The organism is Rhodococcus oxybenzonivorans (assembly GCF_003130705.1).
GTDB lineage: Bacteria > Actinomycetota > Actinomycetes > Mycobacteriales > Mycobacteriaceae > Rhodococcus_F > Rhodococcus_F oxybenzonivorans.
The window spans coordinates 3,505,873-3,523,596 of the sequence record NZ_CP021354.1; the positions used below are offsets into that span (position 1 = coordinate 3,505,873).

The following is a 17,724-nucleotide window of genomic DNA, read 5'->3' on the forward strand; positions in this document are numbered from 1 at the left end:
CGCCGAAACAACCGTCCGGCTCGACTCCACCCGATACGATTTGGCGCCGAGGAGGAGATCATCATGGTCGGCGAAGCGCGCAGGACACACCGTGACGTCTCCCCGCTCGAGCTCTTTTTCGATCTGGTCTTCGTACTGGCGATCGGTCAGCTCACGCACCATCTCGTCGAGCATCTGACGTGGCGTGGCGCAGCCGAGACTCTGGTGGCGCTTGTCGCGGTGTGCGGCGTCTGGGCATTTACCACCTTCGAGGTCACCCTGCTCGACATCGAGCACACCGCCACGAGGGCCGTCACGATCACGGTGATGGGCCTCGGCTTGTTCATGAACGCCGGCATCGGACACGCATTCGACGACAGTCCGTGGCTCTTCGTGATGCCCATGCTGCTGGCCCTGGTCGGCCCCGCCGCCTACGCGGCTGCCACCGCCCCGACGTCCCGCTTGCGCACTCACTTCGTGCATGTGCTGATCTGGTTCGCCGTCTCGGCGCCGTTCTGGGTGGCCGGTGCCGCACTCGACCCGAAATGGCGTCTCTGGTGCTGGGCGGTGGCCGCGCTCATCGATCTCACCGGCACCTGGTTTGCACACCCCGTGCCGAGCGGCACGACGCGAACGCAGCAACTTCCATTCGACGCCGAGCACATGCTCGAGCGCATGCGACTGTTCCTCATCATCCTGCTCGGCGAGACCGTACTGACTCTGGGACGTGTGATCGCAGCTCATCACTCCGATGCACTCACACTCGTACTTGCCGCGGGTTGCTTCGTCGCCCTCGTCTGCCTGTGGGCGGCATACTTCGGTCGTGCCGAACGGTTGGTGGAAAACCACATCGCCGTCACCGAGAATCCGATTCGATCCGTGCACATCGGGATCAACGTCATCTACGGCGTCGTCACCGGCCTCGTCATGTTCGCGGCAGGTAGCGAGTTGGTGCTCGCCCACATTGGTGACGCCCAAGCCGGTGTGGGCGGTGTGCTGATGCTCGCGGGTCCGGCGATCTACCTACTCTCACACGCAATCTACTTCCGCATCACCACCGGAACCGGGTGGGTCGCGCGCGCAGTGGGTGCCGCTCTTCTCGGTATGGCGGCGATCGCAGCGTATGTGCTACCGGCTTATGTCGTCGTCATCATGCTGGTCGTCATCCTGCTCGTGCTGGCCATTCACTTGAACAAAGACACGAACCATGAGCCCATATCGAAACCTCTGCTCCCCTGACTGATTCGTGATTCGGAGGGACGTGCGTCGAAGCCCCGCATCCGAAAGGATGCGGGGCTTCACCAGTCGGCTGCCGCCGGGCCCCGTCAGGCGTATGCCGCGATGGCTTCCGCCTGCTCGATGATGCCCTCGGCGGTCTTCACGTGTGCGATATCGATGTGCTGCCCTTCGAAGTCGACGGCCGCACTGCCTGCCGCCTCGGCCACCTTGAACGCCTCGATCATGCGGCGGTAGAAGTCCACCTGATCGGCGGACGGCGTGAACACCTCGTTGGCAATGGCGATGTGTGAGGGGTGAATGCACACCATGCCGCGATATCCGAGCTGCTTGTTGTCCAGGCAGAACTGCCGGGCACCGTCGAGGTCCTTGATGTCCTGCCACACGCCGGCAACGGGGTGGTGCAGGCCGGCCGCGCGGGCTGCGAGAACGATTCGGCTCCGGAGGTACAGCGTCTCCAGGCCGGCCGGGGTGAATTCGAACCCCAGCTCGCGGCCTACGTCCGCGCTGGGTCCCGTGGCGCCCAGCAGGCTGCTGATGCGCGGGGTGGCGGCGGCCATCTCCTCGCAGTGCGCCATCGAGACCGCCGTCTCGTAGCTCACGATCAGCCCCACGCTGCCGGCTTCGAGGCCTTCCCGTGCTTCGATGTGTGACACCACCGCATCGATACGCACCAGTTCCTCGGCGTCGAAAACCTTGGGCAGGAACAGGCCGGCCAGACCCGGCCGGATCACAGCCTCGAGGTCCTTGCCCTGTATTCCGGACACGGACGCGTTGGGCCGCACCCACAGGTCGGCGCGAACACCGTCGGCATGCAGACGGCCGATGGTGTCGGCGACAACCAGACGCGCCTCGTCCTTGTCTGCGGCGGGCACCGAGTCCTCCAGGTCCAGGATCAGGGCGTCGGCACCAGAGGCGAGACCCTTGTCGGCCCAGCTCGGCTTGTGTCCGGGCACAAACAGCATGGAACGGTACGGTTTCATGAACACTCCTCAGGGATATGCGAATTCAGCGAATCAGGACTCGTCGGCGAACAAGACGCCGGACTCGATTAGTGCGTCGATCTTCTCGGCGGGAAGCACCTCGCTCGCCACGGCTCGGGTGTCGGAGCCGACCCTGGGGGCGCGGGCCCCGCGGTCCGGCCGCTCACCGTCGAAGGTCCATGGCGGGCGGATCAGTGGCAAACCGTCTGGCTGCCACTCGACCAGCTTCAGGTGCTCGACCTGCTCGTGCTCCAAGTAGCCGGTCATCGACAGGACGGGCGCGAACGGCACGTCGGCCTCGGTGAGGACCTTCTCCCAGTAGTCCTTCGCCTGCTTGGCGAACTCCGCCTCGACGATCGGCACAAGCTCGAAGTAGTTCGATTCCCGCGGGCGGTACTCGGCGAACCGCGGGTCCTCGGTCAGGTCCATCCGGTCCATGGCGCGGCACAGCGCGTGCCAGAACTTCTGCGACGACGACAGGTGAACAGCGAGGTACTCGCCGGTCGATGTGGGGACGCAGAAGTTCTGTGCCTGGGGGTGCCTGCTTGTGCGGGCCGGGTTCTTGCCGAGTTCGAAGGATTGGGTGATGCCGTCGACGGTGAGCGCGCTGACCGCCTCCATGATCGACGTCTCCATCCGCTGCGGCTTGCCGGTCTTCAGCCGCCCGACCAGGGCCGCGAGGACGCCGGTGGCGGTGCTCAGGCCCGTGACGAGGTCTGCGCTCAAGCCACCGGCCAGTTGAGGGTGGTCGCCGTCGCTGAACAGCGAGTACAGACCGCCGAATGCGTGGCCGATAGTGTCGTAGGCGGGGCGGTTGGCCAGCGGGCCACCGGCACCGAACCCGGTGACGGAGCCGTAGACGATGTCGGGACGGAGCGCGCGGCAGTCCTCGGGACCCAGTCCCATCGCCGCCACCTTGCCCGGGCGCAAATTCTCGAGTACCACGTCGAAGTGCGGTATGAGCGCCTTGACCAAGGCGACGCCCTCTGCCGACTTCAGGTCGACCGACAGACTGCGTTTCCCGGTGTTGTACTGCCGGAAGTATGGGCTGCCGTCATTCTGGTGCCGCCGGAAGTCCTCGCCCACTACCGGGCGCTCGACCTTGACCACCTCGGCGCCGAGCGCGCACAGCATCGACGTCCCGAACGGGAGCGCAATATACCCCCCGATCTCGAGTATCCGAATACCCTCGAGTGGCTTGTGCTGCATGTTGCCTCACCTTCGTGTCAGTTCAAATATTATATATAGTCACTACGGAGGTCAAGCCTTAACCGGACCATAACGGGCTATTGCGGACCTACGCCACGAGAGACGGCACTGGCGTTTCATCGATTGTCGGAACATAATATACTTTACATGGTGCAGCCCACGTATCGAGCCGAAGACCGTCGTCCAGGCTGGACAGACGACTCCCACCCAAGATGCGGGCACGTCTATGACGAAGCGAATGCGAAGGAGCGGCACAATGAGTGCGCAGACTGAACTGTGGCAGGGGCAGTACGACAAACTGTTCATCGGCGGACTGTGGGTGCAGCCGGCATCCGAACGCACCTTCGAGGTGATTTCCCCCGCCACCGAACAGCTCGTCGCGCGGATCCCGGAGTGCGTCGAGGCCGACATCGATGCTGCCGTCACCGCAGCCCGCAAGGCGTTCGACAAGGGCCCCTGGCCTCGGATGTCGCTGGACGAGCGCATCGGGGTTCTGCGGAAGCTCAGCGCGGAACTCGCAGCGCGTGAGGGCGAGGCGGCCGCGCTCGTCAGCGCGGAGATGGGGTGCCCGATCACCCTGTCCACGAAGATGCAGTCCATCGGCCCCCGCATGCTTCTCGACGCCTTCCTGGACATCGCGCCCACCTACCCGTGGAGCGACACCCGCACGTCCGCATCCGGCAACGCGCTGGTGACCCGCGAGCCGGTCGGCGTCGTCGCCGCCGTCGTACCGTGGAACGCTCCCCTGCTCATTACCATGATCAAGCTCGCCCCGGCGCTGCTCGCCGGCTGCACCATGGTCGTCAAGCCCTCCCCCGAGACACCCCTCGACGCGTATCTACTCGGTGACATGCTCGACAAGATCGGTCTGCCCGAGGGTGTCGTGAACATCGTCCCTGCCCAGCGCGAGGTCAGCGAGTACCTGGTGCGCCACCCCGGCATCGACAAGGTGTCATTCACCGGGTCCACGGCTGCGGGCCGTCGCATCGCCTCGCTCTGCGGCCAGGACCTGCGCCGCGTGACCCTCGAGCTGGGCGGCAAGTCCGCCGCCATCCTGCTCGACGACGCCGACCTCGACGCCGCCGTCGCCGCGATCCGCGCCGTGTCACTGCGCAACAGCGGCCAGGTGTGCAGCAACAAGACCCGCATCGTGGTGGCACGCTCGCGGCGCGATGAGCTCCACGACCGTCTGCTGGACCTGATCGGCTCGATGCCGGTCGGCGACCCGTTCGACCCGGCCACCGAGATTGGACCGATGGTCAGCGACCGTCACCGCAGCCGGGTCGAGGGCTATATCGCCGATGCGAAGACGTCCGGCGCCTCCCTGCTGGTGGGCGGCGGCCGCCCCGAAGGCCTCGACCGCGGCTGGTACGTCGAGCCCACGATCTTCGCCGATGTCGATCCCTTCGCGAAGATCGCGCAGGAGGAGATCTTCGGCCCGGTTCTCACCGTGCACACGTTCGACACCGAGGCCGAGGCCATCGAGATCGCCAACAACTCGGAGTACGGCCTCAACGGCTCGGTGTTCGCCGCCGATCCCGAGCACGCACTGTCGGTGGCCCGCTACATCCGCACCGGCACAGTCGAGGTCAACGGCAGCCCGGTGGGCTTCACCGCCCCGATCGGTGGTTTCAAGAACAGCGGCATCGGCCGCGAGGCCGGCCTCGAGGGCTTCGACGCCTACGTCGAACTCAAGTCATACGGCATCTCGGCCGGGCTGCTCGGTTCGCTTTCCTGACCCCAACTCTGCAAAGGACGCACACATGGGCACCCTCCCACCCGTCGAAGAAGCCGTCGCCCGGCTCGTCACCGACCTGACCTTCGACACCATCCCCGCCGACGCACTCGCCGGCGCACGCCGCCTCATGCAGGACCAGCTCGCCCTTCAGGTCGCCAGCGCCTCACTGCCCTGGAGTCGGGCGGTGCTGGAGTTGACGCGCGCTGGTCACGCCCCCGGCAAGGCCCATGTCGCCGCCAGCGGCGACCAGATGAGCGCCGCCGACGCCGCCTTCGTCAACGCCACCTACGGCCACGGCTTCGAATACGACGACGCCCACCGGGCAAGCTCGTCACACCCTGGCAGCTGCGTCATCTCCGCCGCACTCGCCGTCGGCGAAGAACTCGGCGCCACCATGCGCGAGGTCATCACCGGCATCGTCGCCGGCTATGAGGTGTACACCCGTGTCGGCAACCTTGCCGCACCCGAACTCCTCGAACGCGGCTTCCACCCCCACGGGCTGCTGTCGAACTTCGGCGCGGCGGCCGTCGTCGCCAAGATGCGCGGCTTCGACGCCGAGACCACCGTCCACGCCCTGGCCATCGCGCTCAGCCACGCCTCCGGCACCACCGAGTACACCTCCTCCGGCGGCTCGATCAAACGCGTCCACTCCGGCATCGGCACCCGCAACGGCATCCGCGCAGCCGAGATGGCCGCCGCAGGCATCACCGGTCCGACGACCTTCCTCACCGGCGGCAAGGGCTTCTACCGCACCTTCGTCGGCCGCCCCGTCGCCGACGACGCCGCCACCACGTTCGGCCTCGACAAGACCTTCGAGATCACCCGAATCTGGATCAAACCGTACTGCTGCTGCGGCATCAATCACGCCTACATCGACGGCGCCCGCCACCTCGCTGCCCGCGTCGCCGACATCGACTCGGTACTCCTCGGCATCCAGACCGGCGGCGACGTGATCATCGGCAACAAGAACGCCAACGCCTACGCGCCCAAGATTCTCGAGCATCTGCAATACAGCCTGCCTTTCCAATTCGCCCTCTCCACACTCGGCAAGGGCAACGGCTTCTCCACCCACCACGCCTACCTGGACGGGCGACTCGACATCGGCGTCGGCAGCGATGTCGCCGCCCTGGCGCAGAAGGTCAAGATCGAGGTCACACCCGAACTCGACACCGCCTACCCCGGCCGGTGGGTCGGCGACATCACCGTCACCTACACCGACGGCACCACCGAAAACCTGTTCATCGACAACCCCACCGGCACCGCCGAGAACCCGATGTCCCAAGACGACCTCGACGCGAAGTTCCGCGACGTCATCTCTGGGTCACTCGGCACCGAACGCGGCGACACCCTGCTCCGCGCCATCCAGAGCGGCGATCCCGACCAGCCCGCCTCCGACTTCGCAGCCCTGCTGAAGGTCTGATTCCTCCAGCCGCCAGCGCCAACCGGGCGCGGCCGACGACGAGAAAGAGAGCTGATGCGCGCCCAGACCACAGCCCGGCCGATCCCCGTCGAGTTCACTGGATCCGGTGGGGTCCGCCTTGTCGGTGATCGGTGGGAGACCGACGATCGGCTGACCGATTCGACAGGGGGAACGGTCCTTCTCCTCCACGGCGGCGGCCAGACCAGGCACTCATGGGATCGCACGGCGGCGCGGTTGGCCGAGCACGGCTGGTGCGCACTCACTCTCGATTCGCGCGGGCACGGCGACAGCGAGTGGGCCGCCGAGTACTCGGCCGAGCTTTTCGCGGCCGACCTCGAGGCGGTACTCGCCGAACTCGGCGGCCGTGTCGTCGTCGTGGGCGCCTCGCTGGGTGGCAGAACGGGTATCGTCGTCGCGGGCGAACGCGCACGTTCCCTCGCCGGGTTGGTGCTGGTCGACATCACGCATCGGATCGACCGCACCGGCCAGCGGAGAGTCCGCGACTTCCTGGGCGCGGCGCCCAACGGGTTCGCCTCGCTCGACGATGCGTCCGCGGCCATCGACGCCTTTCGCGGTACGCCCTCCCGCCGTCGCCGCAGCGACGGGTTACGAAAGAATCTGCGTCTCAGGGAAGACGGTCGCTGGTACTGGCACTGGGATCCGGCGTTCGTCGGCTACGCGGACAATCGCGGCAATTCCGACGAACGGCAACTTGCCGACCTGGCCACTCGAATCACGGTTCCCACCCTGATAGTTCACGGGACGCGATCGGAGATCGTCTCGCGGGCGGCGGTCGACGAGATGCTCGCCCTGGTGCCGAACTCCGAGGCCGTCGAGGTGGACGCGGGGCACATGATCACCGGCGACGACAACGAGGCGTTCGCCCTGCACCTCGAAAGTTTCCTCGAACGGGCGCTCCCGCCGCGCTGAGGCCGCAGACCCCGGCCCATCGCCGCAGTCGACGATGGGCCGGATGTCACTCCGTACCCGCGACCATCACGGCGACCATCGTCACTGGCTTGGCTGTGCGGTTGCTTTCGTTGTCGTGGTGGAAATGTCGCCAGGCGGACGACGAGCCCACTGGCCGGCGGCGCGAGTTCGACCTCGGATTCGAGGGTATCGTCGTCGGTGAAGACGGCCGGGAGCGCATCGACCCTCCACACGTCGTTCACGGAGAAGGCAGGCAGTGCAACCCGAGTGCCAGTGGTCTCGTCCACGACGATCATCGACTTGCCGTCGGCATCGACACCGGCGATCACGCGCCGGGTGGCATGTATGCAGCGGACTGTGCAGATTATTGGACACTTTCACCCCGGCTTCCCGGCCTACGTTCAGCGTGGCGAACCCGCCGAATCGAGGAACCACGGAGGTTGCATTGACGACTCGGAATCCATCGGCGCCCGAACGAAAGTGGTCGACCCGGAGGGTGCTGCGAGCGCGAGTACGTAGGACCATCATGGCGATCGGCGTTGCCGCAGGCGTATCCGTCGGTACCGTCATCTCTCCCTATGCAGGCGCAGCTCTGGCTGATGATGCGGCGGGCCCGAGCTACCTTCTGGTCGGAGGCACAGGCTCGTCGAACATCGGGGTGTTGCGCGAATCCGGCGGTCGGCTGATTCCCGTGGGGCAACCCGTGCCCACCGATACCGGCACGCTGTCGATCACGGTCACGCCGAATGGCCGATTCGCCTATGTCGCGCATACCGTTTCGGGAACGCTTCAGGGATTCCGCGTCGGCGACGACGGCACACTCGAGCGCCTCGAGGGCGCCCACCTCGCCCCCGGCCGGCCGATCGTGGGTGCGGTCGTCAGCCCGGACGGGAAGTGGCTCTTCGCCACCGTCGGCTCGGTGACCAACGACGTGCAGACGTATGCCATCGCACCGTCCGGCGCTCTGACACACGTCGATTCGGTGACGATCCCCGGTGCGACGAGCGGCCTGTCCATTCCGGTGGTGTCGCCGGACGGCCGATTCCTGTTCGCGCCGAGCTTCATCGGAGCGACGATGGACTCCTACGCGATCGGATTCGACGGCAGGTTGACGCCGACCGGGTCGCAGGTGCCGACCGGTGATCGTCCGGCGCTGCCGTCGGTCACGCCCAACGGCAAGTTCCTGTACATCACCAACGAGGGAACCGATGACGTCTCCGGCTACCGCATCGCGCCCGACGGTGCACTGAACCCGATCGGACGCTTCCCGACGAAGGCGATTCCTCACGGTATGGCCATCACACCGGACGGCAGGTATCTCTACCTTCCCCAGACCGGCGGTCAGAGCGTGAACGGATTCGAGATTCGAGACGACGGAGCCCTGGTTCCGGTGCCCGGCGCCGAGGCACCCAGCGCACCGGGACACCTCCCCGGCCGCGTCGTGCTGAGTCCGGATGCTCAGCGGCTCTATGTCATCGACACGCTGACGACGACCGGCACCGCAAAGGTGTTCACCTACCGGGTGAAGCCGAATGGAGGACTCGAGGCCACCGCCGAACTACCGGTGGATACGGGTGTGACGTTCTCCGACGGCGCCACCGGAGTGTTCGCTTCTCTCGGTCCTGCGTGAACCACCCACCCATCCCGCCCTACTGAATGAATTCTGGAAAGGACATCGACATGGGACTACTGGACGGCAAGGTCGTCTTCATCACGGGCGCCGCTCGAGGGCAGGGTCGAGCGCACGCGGTGACCGCAGCAAAGGAAGGAGCCGATGTCATCGTCACCGACATCTGCTCACCCGTCGACGGGATTCGATACGCGCTGGCGAGTAAGGAAGACCTCGACAAGACACAGGCTCTCGTCGAGAAGGAAGGCCGACGGGCTGTCACTGCCGTCGCCGACGTTCGTGATCAGGCATCGCTCGACGCGGCGGTCGCTCTCGGGCTCGACGCATTCGGCCGGCTCGACGCGGTCATCGCCAATGCCGGACTGTGGGATCTGGGGCCCAAGTCCTGGGAGATCACCGAACAGATGTGGACGACGGTCACCGATGTGGTGCTCGGCGGTACCTTCCGGACGATCAAGGCCACCGCCCCACATCTCGTCGAGCAGCGTGGCGGTGCCATCGTATGTATTGCGTCGGTAGGTGGGCTGGAGGCAACGGCCGGATACACCCACTACATCACGGCCAAGCACGGCGTTCTCGGCCTGATGAAGAACACTGCGCTGGAGATCGCGGAGTACAACGTGCGGTGCAACGCGGTCTGCCCCGGCGCGGTGGACGCGAAGATTTGGGACAATCCGATGGGCCACCAACTGTTCGTCGCACCCGGCGAGACGGCCAACCGCGATGTGGCGATAGCCGCCACGTACGGTTATGCGCCGCTGGCCGGCCGGCCCGCGCTCCCGCCGAACGCCACCAGCAATGCCGCATGCTGGCTGCTGTCCGACTACGCCGAGCACATCACCGGAGTCGCCCTACCTGTCGACGCCGGTCATCTCTTGCTGCCCGGCGTGAACTTCGCACCGCAAACCGAGGGCCCGGAAGCCGATCGCTACCGTCCACCGGCCCAGTCGCCCGACGATCTGTGACGGCCTGACGACACCGGTCCCGACCGCTGCACGCGGTCGGGGCCGGTGTCCGTGCGCGACCCTTGCCCGCAGGGTTACATATATTATATTATTTTCACTCATATGTGGTGCGAGTCCTTTCCGATCGCACCTGGCCAGAAGGTGGTGTCGGAGTGCTCAGTAGTTCAGCGCATTCCACGGTGGACGCTCGGCCGGAAATCACGTCGTCGTGGATGCGTTCGCAGTTGTCGGGTCTCGACTGCGATACGACGCCGAAGCTCGACAGGATCGACATCGCCCCGGACGGGTGTCTCCGACGCGCCGCGGCTCCAGTTCTGGATCGCGTCTGCCGCGAGTTCCAAGGTGCGCCGTTGGTCTTCGTCCTCGCAGACCACGATGCCCGGATCCTAGATATCCGGCACGCCAGTCCAGCCGTCCGCGACGCGGTCGACTGGATGGGCATCGAGCCTGGAATCCGGCTGGCCGAGGACCAAGTGGGAACCAACGCGGTGGGCACCGGTCCTGGAAGCCCGGCAACCATTACTCGTCCACGGCCCCGAACACTTCATGTCCGCGTTCCACGAGTTCAGCTGCTTCGGGCAGCCGATCATTCATCCGATCACGCGAAGACTCGAAGGCGTTCTCGACGTCGGAGGCGGCGCAGGCGAGGATCACCGGTACTTCGCGCCGATCGCCCAGCGGTTGGTCGGGGAGATCCAAGACCGGCTGGCGCTGAGCACCCCTATCGCGCAACGAAATCTGCTGGCGGCCTTTCATTCTGCGGCACGGCGGAAGGAACGGCCGGTGATGGTGCTCGGCGAGGGGATGGTGCTCGCGACCCCGGCGGCCCTCGACCTCCTCGATCCCGCTGACCATGCGGCCGTCCGAGCCAGCGCCGGCACCGCTCGCACAACTGCCGTCACCAATCGACTGACGCTCGAGTCCGGCCGAGAAGTGGAGTTCACCTGCACTCCGGTCGATGGCGGGAACGGCGTCCTGGTCGATTTCGCCACGACGAGAACGAGCCCGAAGCCGCAACCACGAACACCGATCGAGGAATGGCCGCTTCTCGTCGTCGGAGAAACCGGCACCGGCCGGACGACCGAAGCAGTGCGGGTGGCCGGACCGGGCGGGGCGATCGTCGACGCCGCTGACGTGGTGCACAGGGGTGAGCAGGCCTGGGCCGTCGGACTCGACCGGCAGCTCGAGCAGGATGGTGCCGTCGTGATCATCGAGAACGTCCACTTCCTCACCGACTCGATGGCCACACTGGTTGCCCGCCTCATCCGGGGCACGCGGCGACACGTCGTCCTGACCTCGACGAGTGCGAATAACGACGCGGGGATCCACCCCTCCCTGGTTGGGCTCTGCGCCGCACGACGTGAACTCGCTCCGCTCCGTCGGCGCCGCCACGAGATCCCCGGGCTGGCGCGGCGGATGCTGGCGAAGGAAGCCGTGACGTCCGACCTGCGCCTCACCTCGGCGACACTGCAGGTCCTGGCAGCACATCCATGGCCGGGCAACCTCGCGGAACTCCGGCGGGTGATTCACGCCCTGGCCCGGACCCGCTCGGCCGGAGACATCATTCCGACCGACCTTCCCGCACCGTACCGGGAAGTCGGCACACCCCTGTCACCCATTCGACATGCCGAACGGGAAGTGATCGTCGCGGCGATCGAAGCGGCAGGCGGCAACAAGCTCAAGGCCGCTCAGTCACTCGGGGTGAGCCGGTCGACTCTCTACAACCGGCTCCGGGTTCTCAAGATCGCCTGACCGCTCCTGTCCTACATCCGGCCCAGCTGTGCCAGTCGCTCCTGGGTCGGCGAACCGTCCTCGGCGGAGTTGAGCACCAACTGCTGCTCGGGCGCGCCCGAGTAGCGGAAGATTTCCCAGTCAAGGGTCAGTTCACCGACGACCGGGTGATTGAGCACCTTGACGCCGAAGTCCTGGCGCGCCACGTTTCTCGCCGCCCACCATTGTCCGAACTGACGATCGGCGATCGTGAGTTCACCGACGAGCGCGGACAGGGCCGGATCGGCGGGATTGATGGCAGCCTCGCGGCGCAGGATCGCCACACACGACCGCGCGACCGCCGTCCAATCGGCAAACAGCTCCCGCATCCGAGCGTCGGTGAAGATGAGCCGCACATAGTTCAGTTCGTGCGGAGCCATCGCATCGAAATCGGCATACACCTTGGTGGCCAATGGGTTCCACGCCAGAATGTCGGTCCGTGGCCCCAGGACGATGGCGGGGGTGTCGGTGAGCTGGTCCAGTAGCCGTCGCACCTGCGGGCGTACCCGGCTGCCGCCGGTGCGCGACTGCGCCGCCGGACGGGGCGTGGACCGGTGGGTGGCGTGATCGGCCAGGCTGTCGAGGTACTCGGATTGATCCGAGTCGAGTTGCAGCGCTCGCACCAAGGCGGCGAGCACCTGCTCGGACGGGGCGAGCCGCCCCTGCTCGATCCGGGTGTAGTAGTCGGTGCTGATCGCGGCGAGCTGCGCCACCTCCTCGCGCCGCAGCCCGCTCACCCGGCGGCGCTGGTCGAGGTCGGGTAGGCCGACGTCGGACGGCGACAGCTCGCTGCGGCGGGTTTTGAGGAACGCGCCGAGCTCACGTAGATGTGGTGCCTGGTGTACCGGACTGGGCATGAAACCAGGGTAGGTCCGGGGCGCGGATTTATCCTGGGAAGGATTGTTCCCAGGATAAATGCCTCCCTTCCCCAGTTTCCCGGGAACTCCGAGACTAGGTGTCGAGCGATCCGGAAATGCGGATCGGAATTCTCGAAACACCACGGAGGCACCATGACCACCAAATCCGATGTTCGGTTCACCAGCAGCGGCTTTCAGCTCGCCGGCCACCTCTACACCCCGACCGAGGTCGACGGGCGGCTGCCCGCGATCGTCGTCGGACATCCCATGACCGGGGTCAAGGAGCAGACCGCGGCACTGTACGCACAGCGCCTCGCCGATCAGGGATTCATCACCCTGGCATTCGACGCCGCGTACCAGGGTGAGAGCGAGGGCGAGCCGCGCGGACTGGAGGATCCGTTCCAGCGCGCGGAGGACTTCCGTAACGCGGTGACCTACCTGAGCGCCCGCGACGACGTGGATCCGGAGCGGATCGGCGTCCTCGGCATTTGCGCCTCGGGCGGATACGTGCCGTTCGCCGCGCAGACCGACCACCGCATGAAGGCCGTCGCCACCGTCAGCGGCGCGGACGCCACCTGCTTCTTCCGGGTGCCGGATCCGGAGGCCTTCGCGAAGCTGGTCGATCAGGCAGGCGCGGCGCGGACTGCGGAGGCGAAGGGCGAGGAGATCCCCATGGTTCCGGTGCTGCCGGACTCGGTGGACGCGTCGACGCCGAAGGCCGTCGCGGAGTTCTTCGACTACTACAAGACTCCGCGCGCACAGCACCCGCGGTCGATCGGGAAGTTCGCGCTGCGCAGCGTCGACCAGCTCGACCAGTTCGACGCCTACGCCGGGGTCGCGAAGATTGCGCCCAGGCCGCTGCTGATGATCGCGGGAACCGAGGCCGAGACCAAGGGATTCAGTGAGGGCGCGGTTGCGGCCGGCGGCGAGACCGCCGAGCTGTTCGAGATCGAAGGCGCCACCCACGTCGACCTGTACGACGTCGACCAGTACGTCTCTCAGGCAGCGGACAAGCTCACCGAGTTCTTCACCAAGAACCTGGCCGGATAGCAGTCGCGACTGTCACCGGTCGAGTGTGACCGTGCCCCGGCCCCGACCGGGGCACGGTCACATATCACTGACGGCGCAGCCCTGGGGGACGGCGATATCAGGGCTGAATGCCCATCTCCGGGCCGATGTACTCCCGCACGCGAACTGCCTTACCGTCACGCGCTTCGACGATCTGGACGAGGTGCAACTTGACCGGCTGGCCGCCCATCTCCAGTTCGACGGACGCCTCGTTGAAGAAACCCTTCTCGGTGAATGTGATGCCCTCGGGGCGGAAGTCCGGAATCGGACCGTCTCCGGCGCGTTCGTAGACCGCGGCGACAGCCTCGGACACCGAGACCCACTTGTCGTCGGCGCTGTGCCATACGGGGCAGTCCTCGACGCAGATTTCGAGGAACAGGTCGATGTTCGCCAGGGCTTTGACCCAGTTCTCCGAAAGTTCGATGGTCGCCTGGTCTTGGGTGCTGCTCATCTGTGATCGGGCCTTTCCGTCGGATTCACTGCAGGTGATCTGCATCACCCATGCTGCCCGCGCGTGAGCCGATCGAGTGTCCAGATATCTGGACACTGCGCGAAAGACTCTGAAGCAGAGTCACCTTCGTCAGGAAACCCGTTCGATGAGATTCACCTTGACGTGGTCCGGTCGCGCGAGGGTGCGGTCGGGCACGAGTTCGACCACCGCCTTGACGCCCAGCGCCGACCGGACCCGCTGCTCGATCGACGAGCGCAGGTTGTCCTGCTGCTCGGCACCGAGTCCGTCGGAATACTCCACGACCAGCATGAGCGGCTTCTGGGTCGAATGCCCCTCGAAGTCGACGCGGATACGCATCTCGCCAGTGGTGGCCGGCGCCAGCTCCGACACCAATTGCTTGACCGCGGAAGGAAAGAGGTTGATGCCGCGCACAATCAGCATGTCGTCGGTCCGGCCGACGCACCGCACCTTGTACCCGGTGCGGCCACACGCGCAGTCGGTGCCGGTGACCACCACGTGATCGCGGGTGCGGAACCGCAACAGCGGCGACGCCTGCCGGCACAGCGCCGTGTACACCAACTCCCCCTGCGCGCCGGCCACGGGCGCGACGATCTCGTCCGTCTCCGGGTCGATCAGCTCGGCCACCATCAGATCCGGGGAGAGGAAGTGCATTCCGTCGCCCGCGTGGCACTCGCCCCAGTAGATGCAGGCGATGTCAGTGCCACCCAACATCTCCCGCGACGTGGCGCCCCACAACGACTCGAGCTTGCCGCGAACGGCCGGCAGGCCGCCGCCGGGCTCGCCGCCCACGCTGATCGCGCGCACACCCAAATCCCTGGCCTGCATGCCGAGAATCGCCGGCGCCTCCTCGGCCAGATATGCCAGGAAGTTCGGCGTGCCTATCAGAGCGTCGGGCCGCTGGTCTGCCTGCACACGCAAGAGTCGTTCCGCGCCCGCCTCCGCGCCGATCGGAATGTCGACGATGCCCATGTACTGCGCCATCTGCACGACGGGGATCCCGCCGACGAAGCCCTTGCTCATACCGAACCCGTGCAGCAACCGGTCGCCGGGGCGAAAACCGTTGGCGTACAGCGCCCGCGCTCCGAGCTCGCACCAGACGTCGACGTCACGCCGCGTCAAACCGACGTAGGACGGGCTACCGGTAGTACCCGAGGATGCCTGGATCTGCACAATGTCGGCGGCATCGGCCGCGACGTGGCTGCCCAGCGGCGGCGTGGCCGCCAGGCTGTCCCGCAGTTCCTGCTTTTCTGTGAACGGCAGGCCCGCGAGGTCCTCCACCGTCCGCACACGCGTGACGTCGACAGAATGCTCGGCGAACTTCGCCTTGTAGAAGTCGCTGTGGGCGGCCAGATACTCGAGTTGCTCGCGCAGCCGACGGTTCTGCAGATCCGCAGCGTCGCCGGGCGCGAGCGACTCGACCGCGCTCCAGTGCCGTGCCGAATGGGGAACAGCCATGGTGTGATCGCTCTTTCTATGCGAATTCGGCCCGGATGGCGTCGGTGTGCGCACCGAGAGCCGGCACGGCGCCGCTGCGCACCGGCCAGCCGTCGGCCACCGCGGGCGGCAGCAGCGCCGGCACCGGACCGGTCGGGGTACCCACCTCGCGCCACCGTCCCCGTTCGACCAGCTGCGGGTGCTCGGCCAGGTCGCGCACGCTGTTGAGGCGGGCGTTGCCGATCCCCGCGGCGTCCGCGGTCTTCTGGATCTCCGCCAGCGTGTGCTCGGCGCACCACGCCCCCACGACCGCGTCCAATTCGTCACGCGCCTCGACGCGATTGTCGTTGTGCGCGTATCGGGGTTCGTCGGCGAGTTCTGGTCGGCCGATCATCTCGGCGAGGCGCCGCCACTCGCGGTCGTTGGTGGTCCCGAGCACCGCGGTTTGGCCGTCAGAAGTGGGGTACGCACCGTAAGGCGCGATCATTGGTGAGCCCATACCCACCGGCACCGGCTCGGTGCCGGCATGGATGACCTGATTGAGGGCGAACCCCATCATCTCGGCGACGGTGTCCAGCATGGCGATCGGGATGACCGCTCCGCGCCCGGTCCGCTCCCGGTCATAGAGGGCGGCCAGCACCGCTGAGTACGCGTACAGCGCCGTGCCGACGTCGGCCACCGGGATGCCCGGCTTGGCCGGATGTCCCGGTGCACCGGTGATGCTGCAGGAGCCACCCTCCGACTGGATAAGCAGGTCGTACGCCCGCTTGTGGTCGAGGGGACCGCCCTTCCCATAGCCGGAGATGTCCACGACGATCAAGCGCGGGAAGTTGCGCGAGAGGTCCCGGGTGCCGATCCCCAGCCGGTCGAGCGCGCCGGGCGCGAGGTTGCTGACCACGACGTCGGCGGTGGCGAGGATGTTCCGGAAGATGCTCATGTCGGGCGCGGACTTGAGGTCCAGCGCCGCCGACTCCTTACCGTGGTTCAACCACGTGAAGTGTGCCGACATCCCGCCGACCACGGAGTCGTAGGCGCGTGTGGAGTCGCCGAAGCCCGGGGCCTCCACCTTGATCACGCGGGCCCCGAGGTCCGCGAGGTGGCGCGTGCAGAGCGGCGCCGAGATGGCCTGCTCCAGTCCGACCACGGTGATGCCGGCAAGCGGCCCCTGTGCTTCCTGTTCGGTTCCGCTCACGAGAATTTCGGCTCCCGCTTCTCGCGGTGCGAGGACACGCCCTCGACCACGTCGGGACCGCCGAAGCCGTAGAACTCCAGTCCCAGCGACGCGTCGAAGATCGGCATGGCCTGCCGGTACCAGCCGTTGAGGGACATCTTGGTGCCCTGGATACCGGCCCGGGAGCCGGCGGCAAGCTTCCGCGCGATCTCCATCGCCCGGTCCTGCACCTGGTCGTCGTCGACGCACAGCGACACCATGCCGATCCGCTCCGCCTCCTCACCGGTGAGCACCTCGTTGGTGAGCAGGTGGTACTTGGCCTTCGCCATGCTCGTCAGCAGCGGCCAGCAGATGGCCGCGTGGTCCCCGGCGGCGACACCCAGCCGGACGTGGCCGTCGACGATCTTGGTGCGGCGTCCCGCGACGGAGATGTCGGCTAACAGCGCGGCCACGAGGCCGGCACCGGCGGCCGGTCCGTTGATTGCGGAGATGATCGGCTGCGGGACCTCGATGATGTTGCGCACCAGGTCGCGTGCCTCACGCATCACCCGCGTCCGCGACGAGTAGTCGCCGATCATGGCCTCGACGAGATCGAAGCTGCCCCCCGCCGAGAAGGCTCGCTCGCCGGCTCCGCGAATGATCACGGCGCGCACCGACTGGTCGAGCCCGATCCCCGGCCAGATGTCGGCCAGCTCGCGGTGCGCGTCCGGGCCCACCGCGTTGAGGTTCGGCCCGTCCAGCATGATGCGGAGAATGCCTTCTTCCGGGCGGTCTACCTTCACGGACGTGAAGTCCTCGTAGCTGGTCACTTGTATCGTCCTTCCTGGGAAATTTGCGGGTCGATCGGTACGCCGGCGGTTCG

Annotated in this window: 15 protein-coding genes; 8 read left to right on the forward strand and 7 right to left on the reverse strand. The window is 66.6% G+C overall.

Going from position 1 to position 17,724, the window contains the following annotated elements:
• Positions 1 to 63 precede the first annotated feature (63 nt).
• On the forward strand, positions 64 to 1,218 hold the full coding sequence (locus CBI38_RS16485) for a low temperature requirement protein A (RefSeq protein WP_230989862.1): 1,155 nt from the start codon (positions 64 to 66) through the stop codon (positions 1,216 to 1,218).
• 86 nt (positions 1,219 to 1,304) lie between these two features.
• Here the strand turns inward: CBI38_RS16485 and CBI38_RS16490 are convergent, their stop codons facing one another.
• Both CBI38_RS16490 and CBI38_RS16495 read right to left on the reverse strand, forming a co-directional pair.
• Positions 1,305 to 2,198, reverse strand: coding sequence for an HpcH/HpaI aldolase/citrate lyase family protein (locus CBI38_RS16490; protein WP_109330406.1), 894 nt, complete (start codon positions 2,196 to 2,198; stop codon positions 1,305 to 1,307).
• Positions 2,199 to 2,231: 33 nt separating this feature from the next.
• Entirely contained in the window at positions 2,232 to 3,407 is a 1,176-nt protein-coding gene (locus CBI38_RS16495) for a CaiB/BaiF CoA transferase family protein (RefSeq protein ID WP_109330408.1), read from the reverse strand.
• Positions 3,408 to 3,663: 256 nt separating this feature from the next.
• Here CBI38_RS16495 and CBI38_RS16500 point away from each other — a divergent pair, with 256 nt between their 5' ends.
• The 6 genes from CBI38_RS16500 to CBI38_RS16530 all read left to right on the forward strand — a co-directional run bounded on the left by CBI38_RS16500 (position 3,664) and on the right by CBI38_RS16530 (position 11,842).
• The gene (locus tag CBI38_RS16500) at positions 3,664 to 5,145 is read left to right on the forward strand and encodes an aldehyde dehydrogenase (protein WP_109330410.1); all 1,482 of its coding nucleotides are present in this window, start codon (positions 3,664 to 3,666) and stop codon (positions 5,143 to 5,145) included.
• A 25-nt stretch (positions 5,146 to 5,170) separates the two neighbouring features.
• Positions 5,171 to 6,565: an MmgE/PrpD family protein gene (locus CBI38_RS16505; RefSeq protein ID WP_109330412.1), complete on the forward strand. Its 1,395-nt coding sequence runs from the start codon at positions 5,171 to 5,173 to the stop codon at positions 6,563 to 6,565.
• Between the two features lie 54 nt (positions 6,566 to 6,619).
• Positions 6,620 to 7,495: an alpha/beta fold hydrolase gene (locus tag CBI38_RS16510; RefSeq protein ID WP_109330414.1), complete on the forward strand. Its 876-nt coding sequence runs from the start codon at positions 6,620 to 6,622 to the stop codon at positions 7,493 to 7,495.
• Between the two features lie 526 nt (positions 7,496 to 8,021).
• A complete protein-coding gene (locus CBI38_RS16520; RefSeq protein WP_109330416.1) occupies positions 8,022 to 9,125 on the forward strand; it encodes a lactonase family protein in 1,104 nt (367 codons plus the stop codon).
• 50 nt (positions 9,126 to 9,175) lie between these two features.
• Positions 9,176 to 10,090, forward strand: a complete 915-nt coding sequence (locus CBI38_RS16525; RefSeq protein WP_109330418.1) for a mycofactocin-coupled SDR family oxidoreductase — start codon at positions 9,176 to 9,178, stop codon at positions 10,088 to 10,090.
• Between the two features lie 546 nt (positions 10,091 to 10,636).
• On the forward strand, positions 10,637 to 11,842 hold the full coding sequence (locus CBI38_RS16530) for a helix-turn-helix domain-containing protein (RefSeq protein WP_204164756.1): 1,206 nt from the start codon (positions 10,637 to 10,639) through the stop codon (positions 11,840 to 11,842).
• An 11-nt stretch (positions 11,843 to 11,853) separates the two neighbouring features.
• On the opposite strand, the gene CBI38_RS16535 is transcribed toward CBI38_RS16530, so the two are convergent.
• Entirely contained in the window at positions 11,854 to 12,717 is an 864-nt protein-coding gene (locus tag CBI38_RS16535; protein ID WP_109330420.1) for a helix-turn-helix domain-containing protein, read from the reverse strand.
• 153 nt (positions 12,718 to 12,870) lie between these two features.
• On the opposite strand from CBI38_RS16535, the gene CBI38_RS16540 reads away from it, so the two are divergent.
• Positions 12,871 to 13,767, forward strand: coding sequence for an alpha/beta hydrolase (locus CBI38_RS16540; RefSeq protein ID WP_109330423.1), 897 nt, complete (start codon positions 12,871 to 12,873; stop codon positions 13,765 to 13,767).
• 97 nt (positions 13,768 to 13,864) lie between these two features.
• On the opposite strand, the gene CBI38_RS16545 is transcribed toward CBI38_RS16540, so the two are convergent.
• From CBI38_RS16545 to CBI38_RS16560, 4 genes are all read right to left on the reverse strand, one after another.
• Positions 13,865 to 14,236, reverse strand: coding sequence for a nuclear transport factor 2 family protein (locus CBI38_RS16545; protein WP_230989863.1), 372 nt, complete (start codon positions 14,234 to 14,236; stop codon positions 13,865 to 13,867).
• 129 nt (positions 14,237 to 14,365) lie between these two features.
• Positions 14,366 to 15,712, reverse strand: a complete 1,347-nt coding sequence (locus CBI38_RS16550) for a phenylacetate--CoA ligase family protein (protein ID WP_109330427.1) — start codon at positions 15,710 to 15,712, stop codon at positions 14,366 to 14,368.
• A gap of 16 nt (positions 15,713 to 15,728) precedes the next feature.
• Positions 15,729 to 16,883 carry a CaiB/BaiF CoA transferase family protein gene (locus CBI38_RS16555; RefSeq protein ID WP_109330429.1) on the reverse strand — a complete coding sequence of 385 codons (1,155 nt, stop codon included), beginning with the start codon at positions 16,881 to 16,883 and terminating at the stop codon, positions 15,729 to 15,731.
• Positions 16,880 to 17,671, reverse strand: coding sequence for an enoyl-CoA hydratase/isomerase family protein (locus CBI38_RS16560; protein WP_109330431.1), 792 nt, complete (start codon positions 17,669 to 17,671; stop codon positions 16,880 to 16,882). The genes CBI38_RS16555 and CBI38_RS16560 overlap by 4 nt, the downstream gene beginning before the upstream one ends.
• Positions 17,672 to 17,724 lie beyond the last annotated feature (53 nt).

Bases quoted from the DNA above. Each gene is read 5' to 3' on its own strand.
- CBI38_RS16485 (WP_230989862.1), top strand. From the start codon at position 64: ATGGTCGGCGAAGCGCGCAGGACACACCGTGACGTCTCCCCGCTCGAG.
- CBI38_RS16490 (WP_109330406.1), bottom strand. From the start codon at position 2,198: ATGAAACCGTACCGTTCCATGCTGTTTGTGCCCGGACACAAGCCGAGC.
- CBI38_RS16495 (WP_109330408.1), bottom strand. From the start codon at position 3,407: ATGCAGCACAAGCCACTCGAGGGTATTCGGATACTCGAGATCGGGGGG.
- CBI38_RS16500 (WP_109330410.1), top strand. From the start codon at position 3,664: ATGAGTGCGCAGACTGAACTGTGGCAGGGGCAGTACGACAAACTGTTC.
- CBI38_RS16505 (WP_109330412.1), top strand. From the start codon at position 5,171: ATGGGCACCCTCCCACCCGTCGAAGAAGCCGTCGCCCGGCTCGTCACC.
- CBI38_RS16510 (WP_109330414.1), top strand. From the start codon at position 6,620: ATGCGCGCCCAGACCACAGCCCGGCCGATCCCCGTCGAGTTCACTGGA.
- CBI38_RS16520 (WP_109330416.1), top strand. From the start codon at position 8,022: ATGGCGATCGGCGTTGCCGCAGGCGTATCCGTCGGTACCGTCATCTCT.
- CBI38_RS16525 (WP_109330418.1), top strand. From the start codon at position 9,176: ATGGGACTACTGGACGGCAAGGTCGTCTTCATCACGGGCGCCGCTCGA.
- CBI38_RS16530 (WP_204164756.1), top strand. From the start codon at position 10,637: ATGTCCGCGTTCCACGAGTTCAGCTGCTTCGGGCAGCCGATCATTCAT.
- CBI38_RS16535 (WP_109330420.1), bottom strand. From the start codon at position 12,717: ATGCCCAGTCCGGTACACCAGGCACCACATCTACGTGAGCTCGGCGCG.
- CBI38_RS16540 (WP_109330423.1), top strand. From the start codon at position 12,871: ATGACCACCAAATCCGATGTTCGGTTCACCAGCAGCGGCTTTCAGCTC.
- CBI38_RS16545 (WP_230989863.1), bottom strand. From the start codon at position 14,236: ATGAGCAGCACCCAAGACCAGGCGACCATCGAACTTTCGGAGAACTGG.
- CBI38_RS16550 (WP_109330427.1), bottom strand. From the start codon at position 15,712: ATGGCTGTTCCCCATTCGGCACGGCACTGGAGCGCGGTCGAGTCGCTC.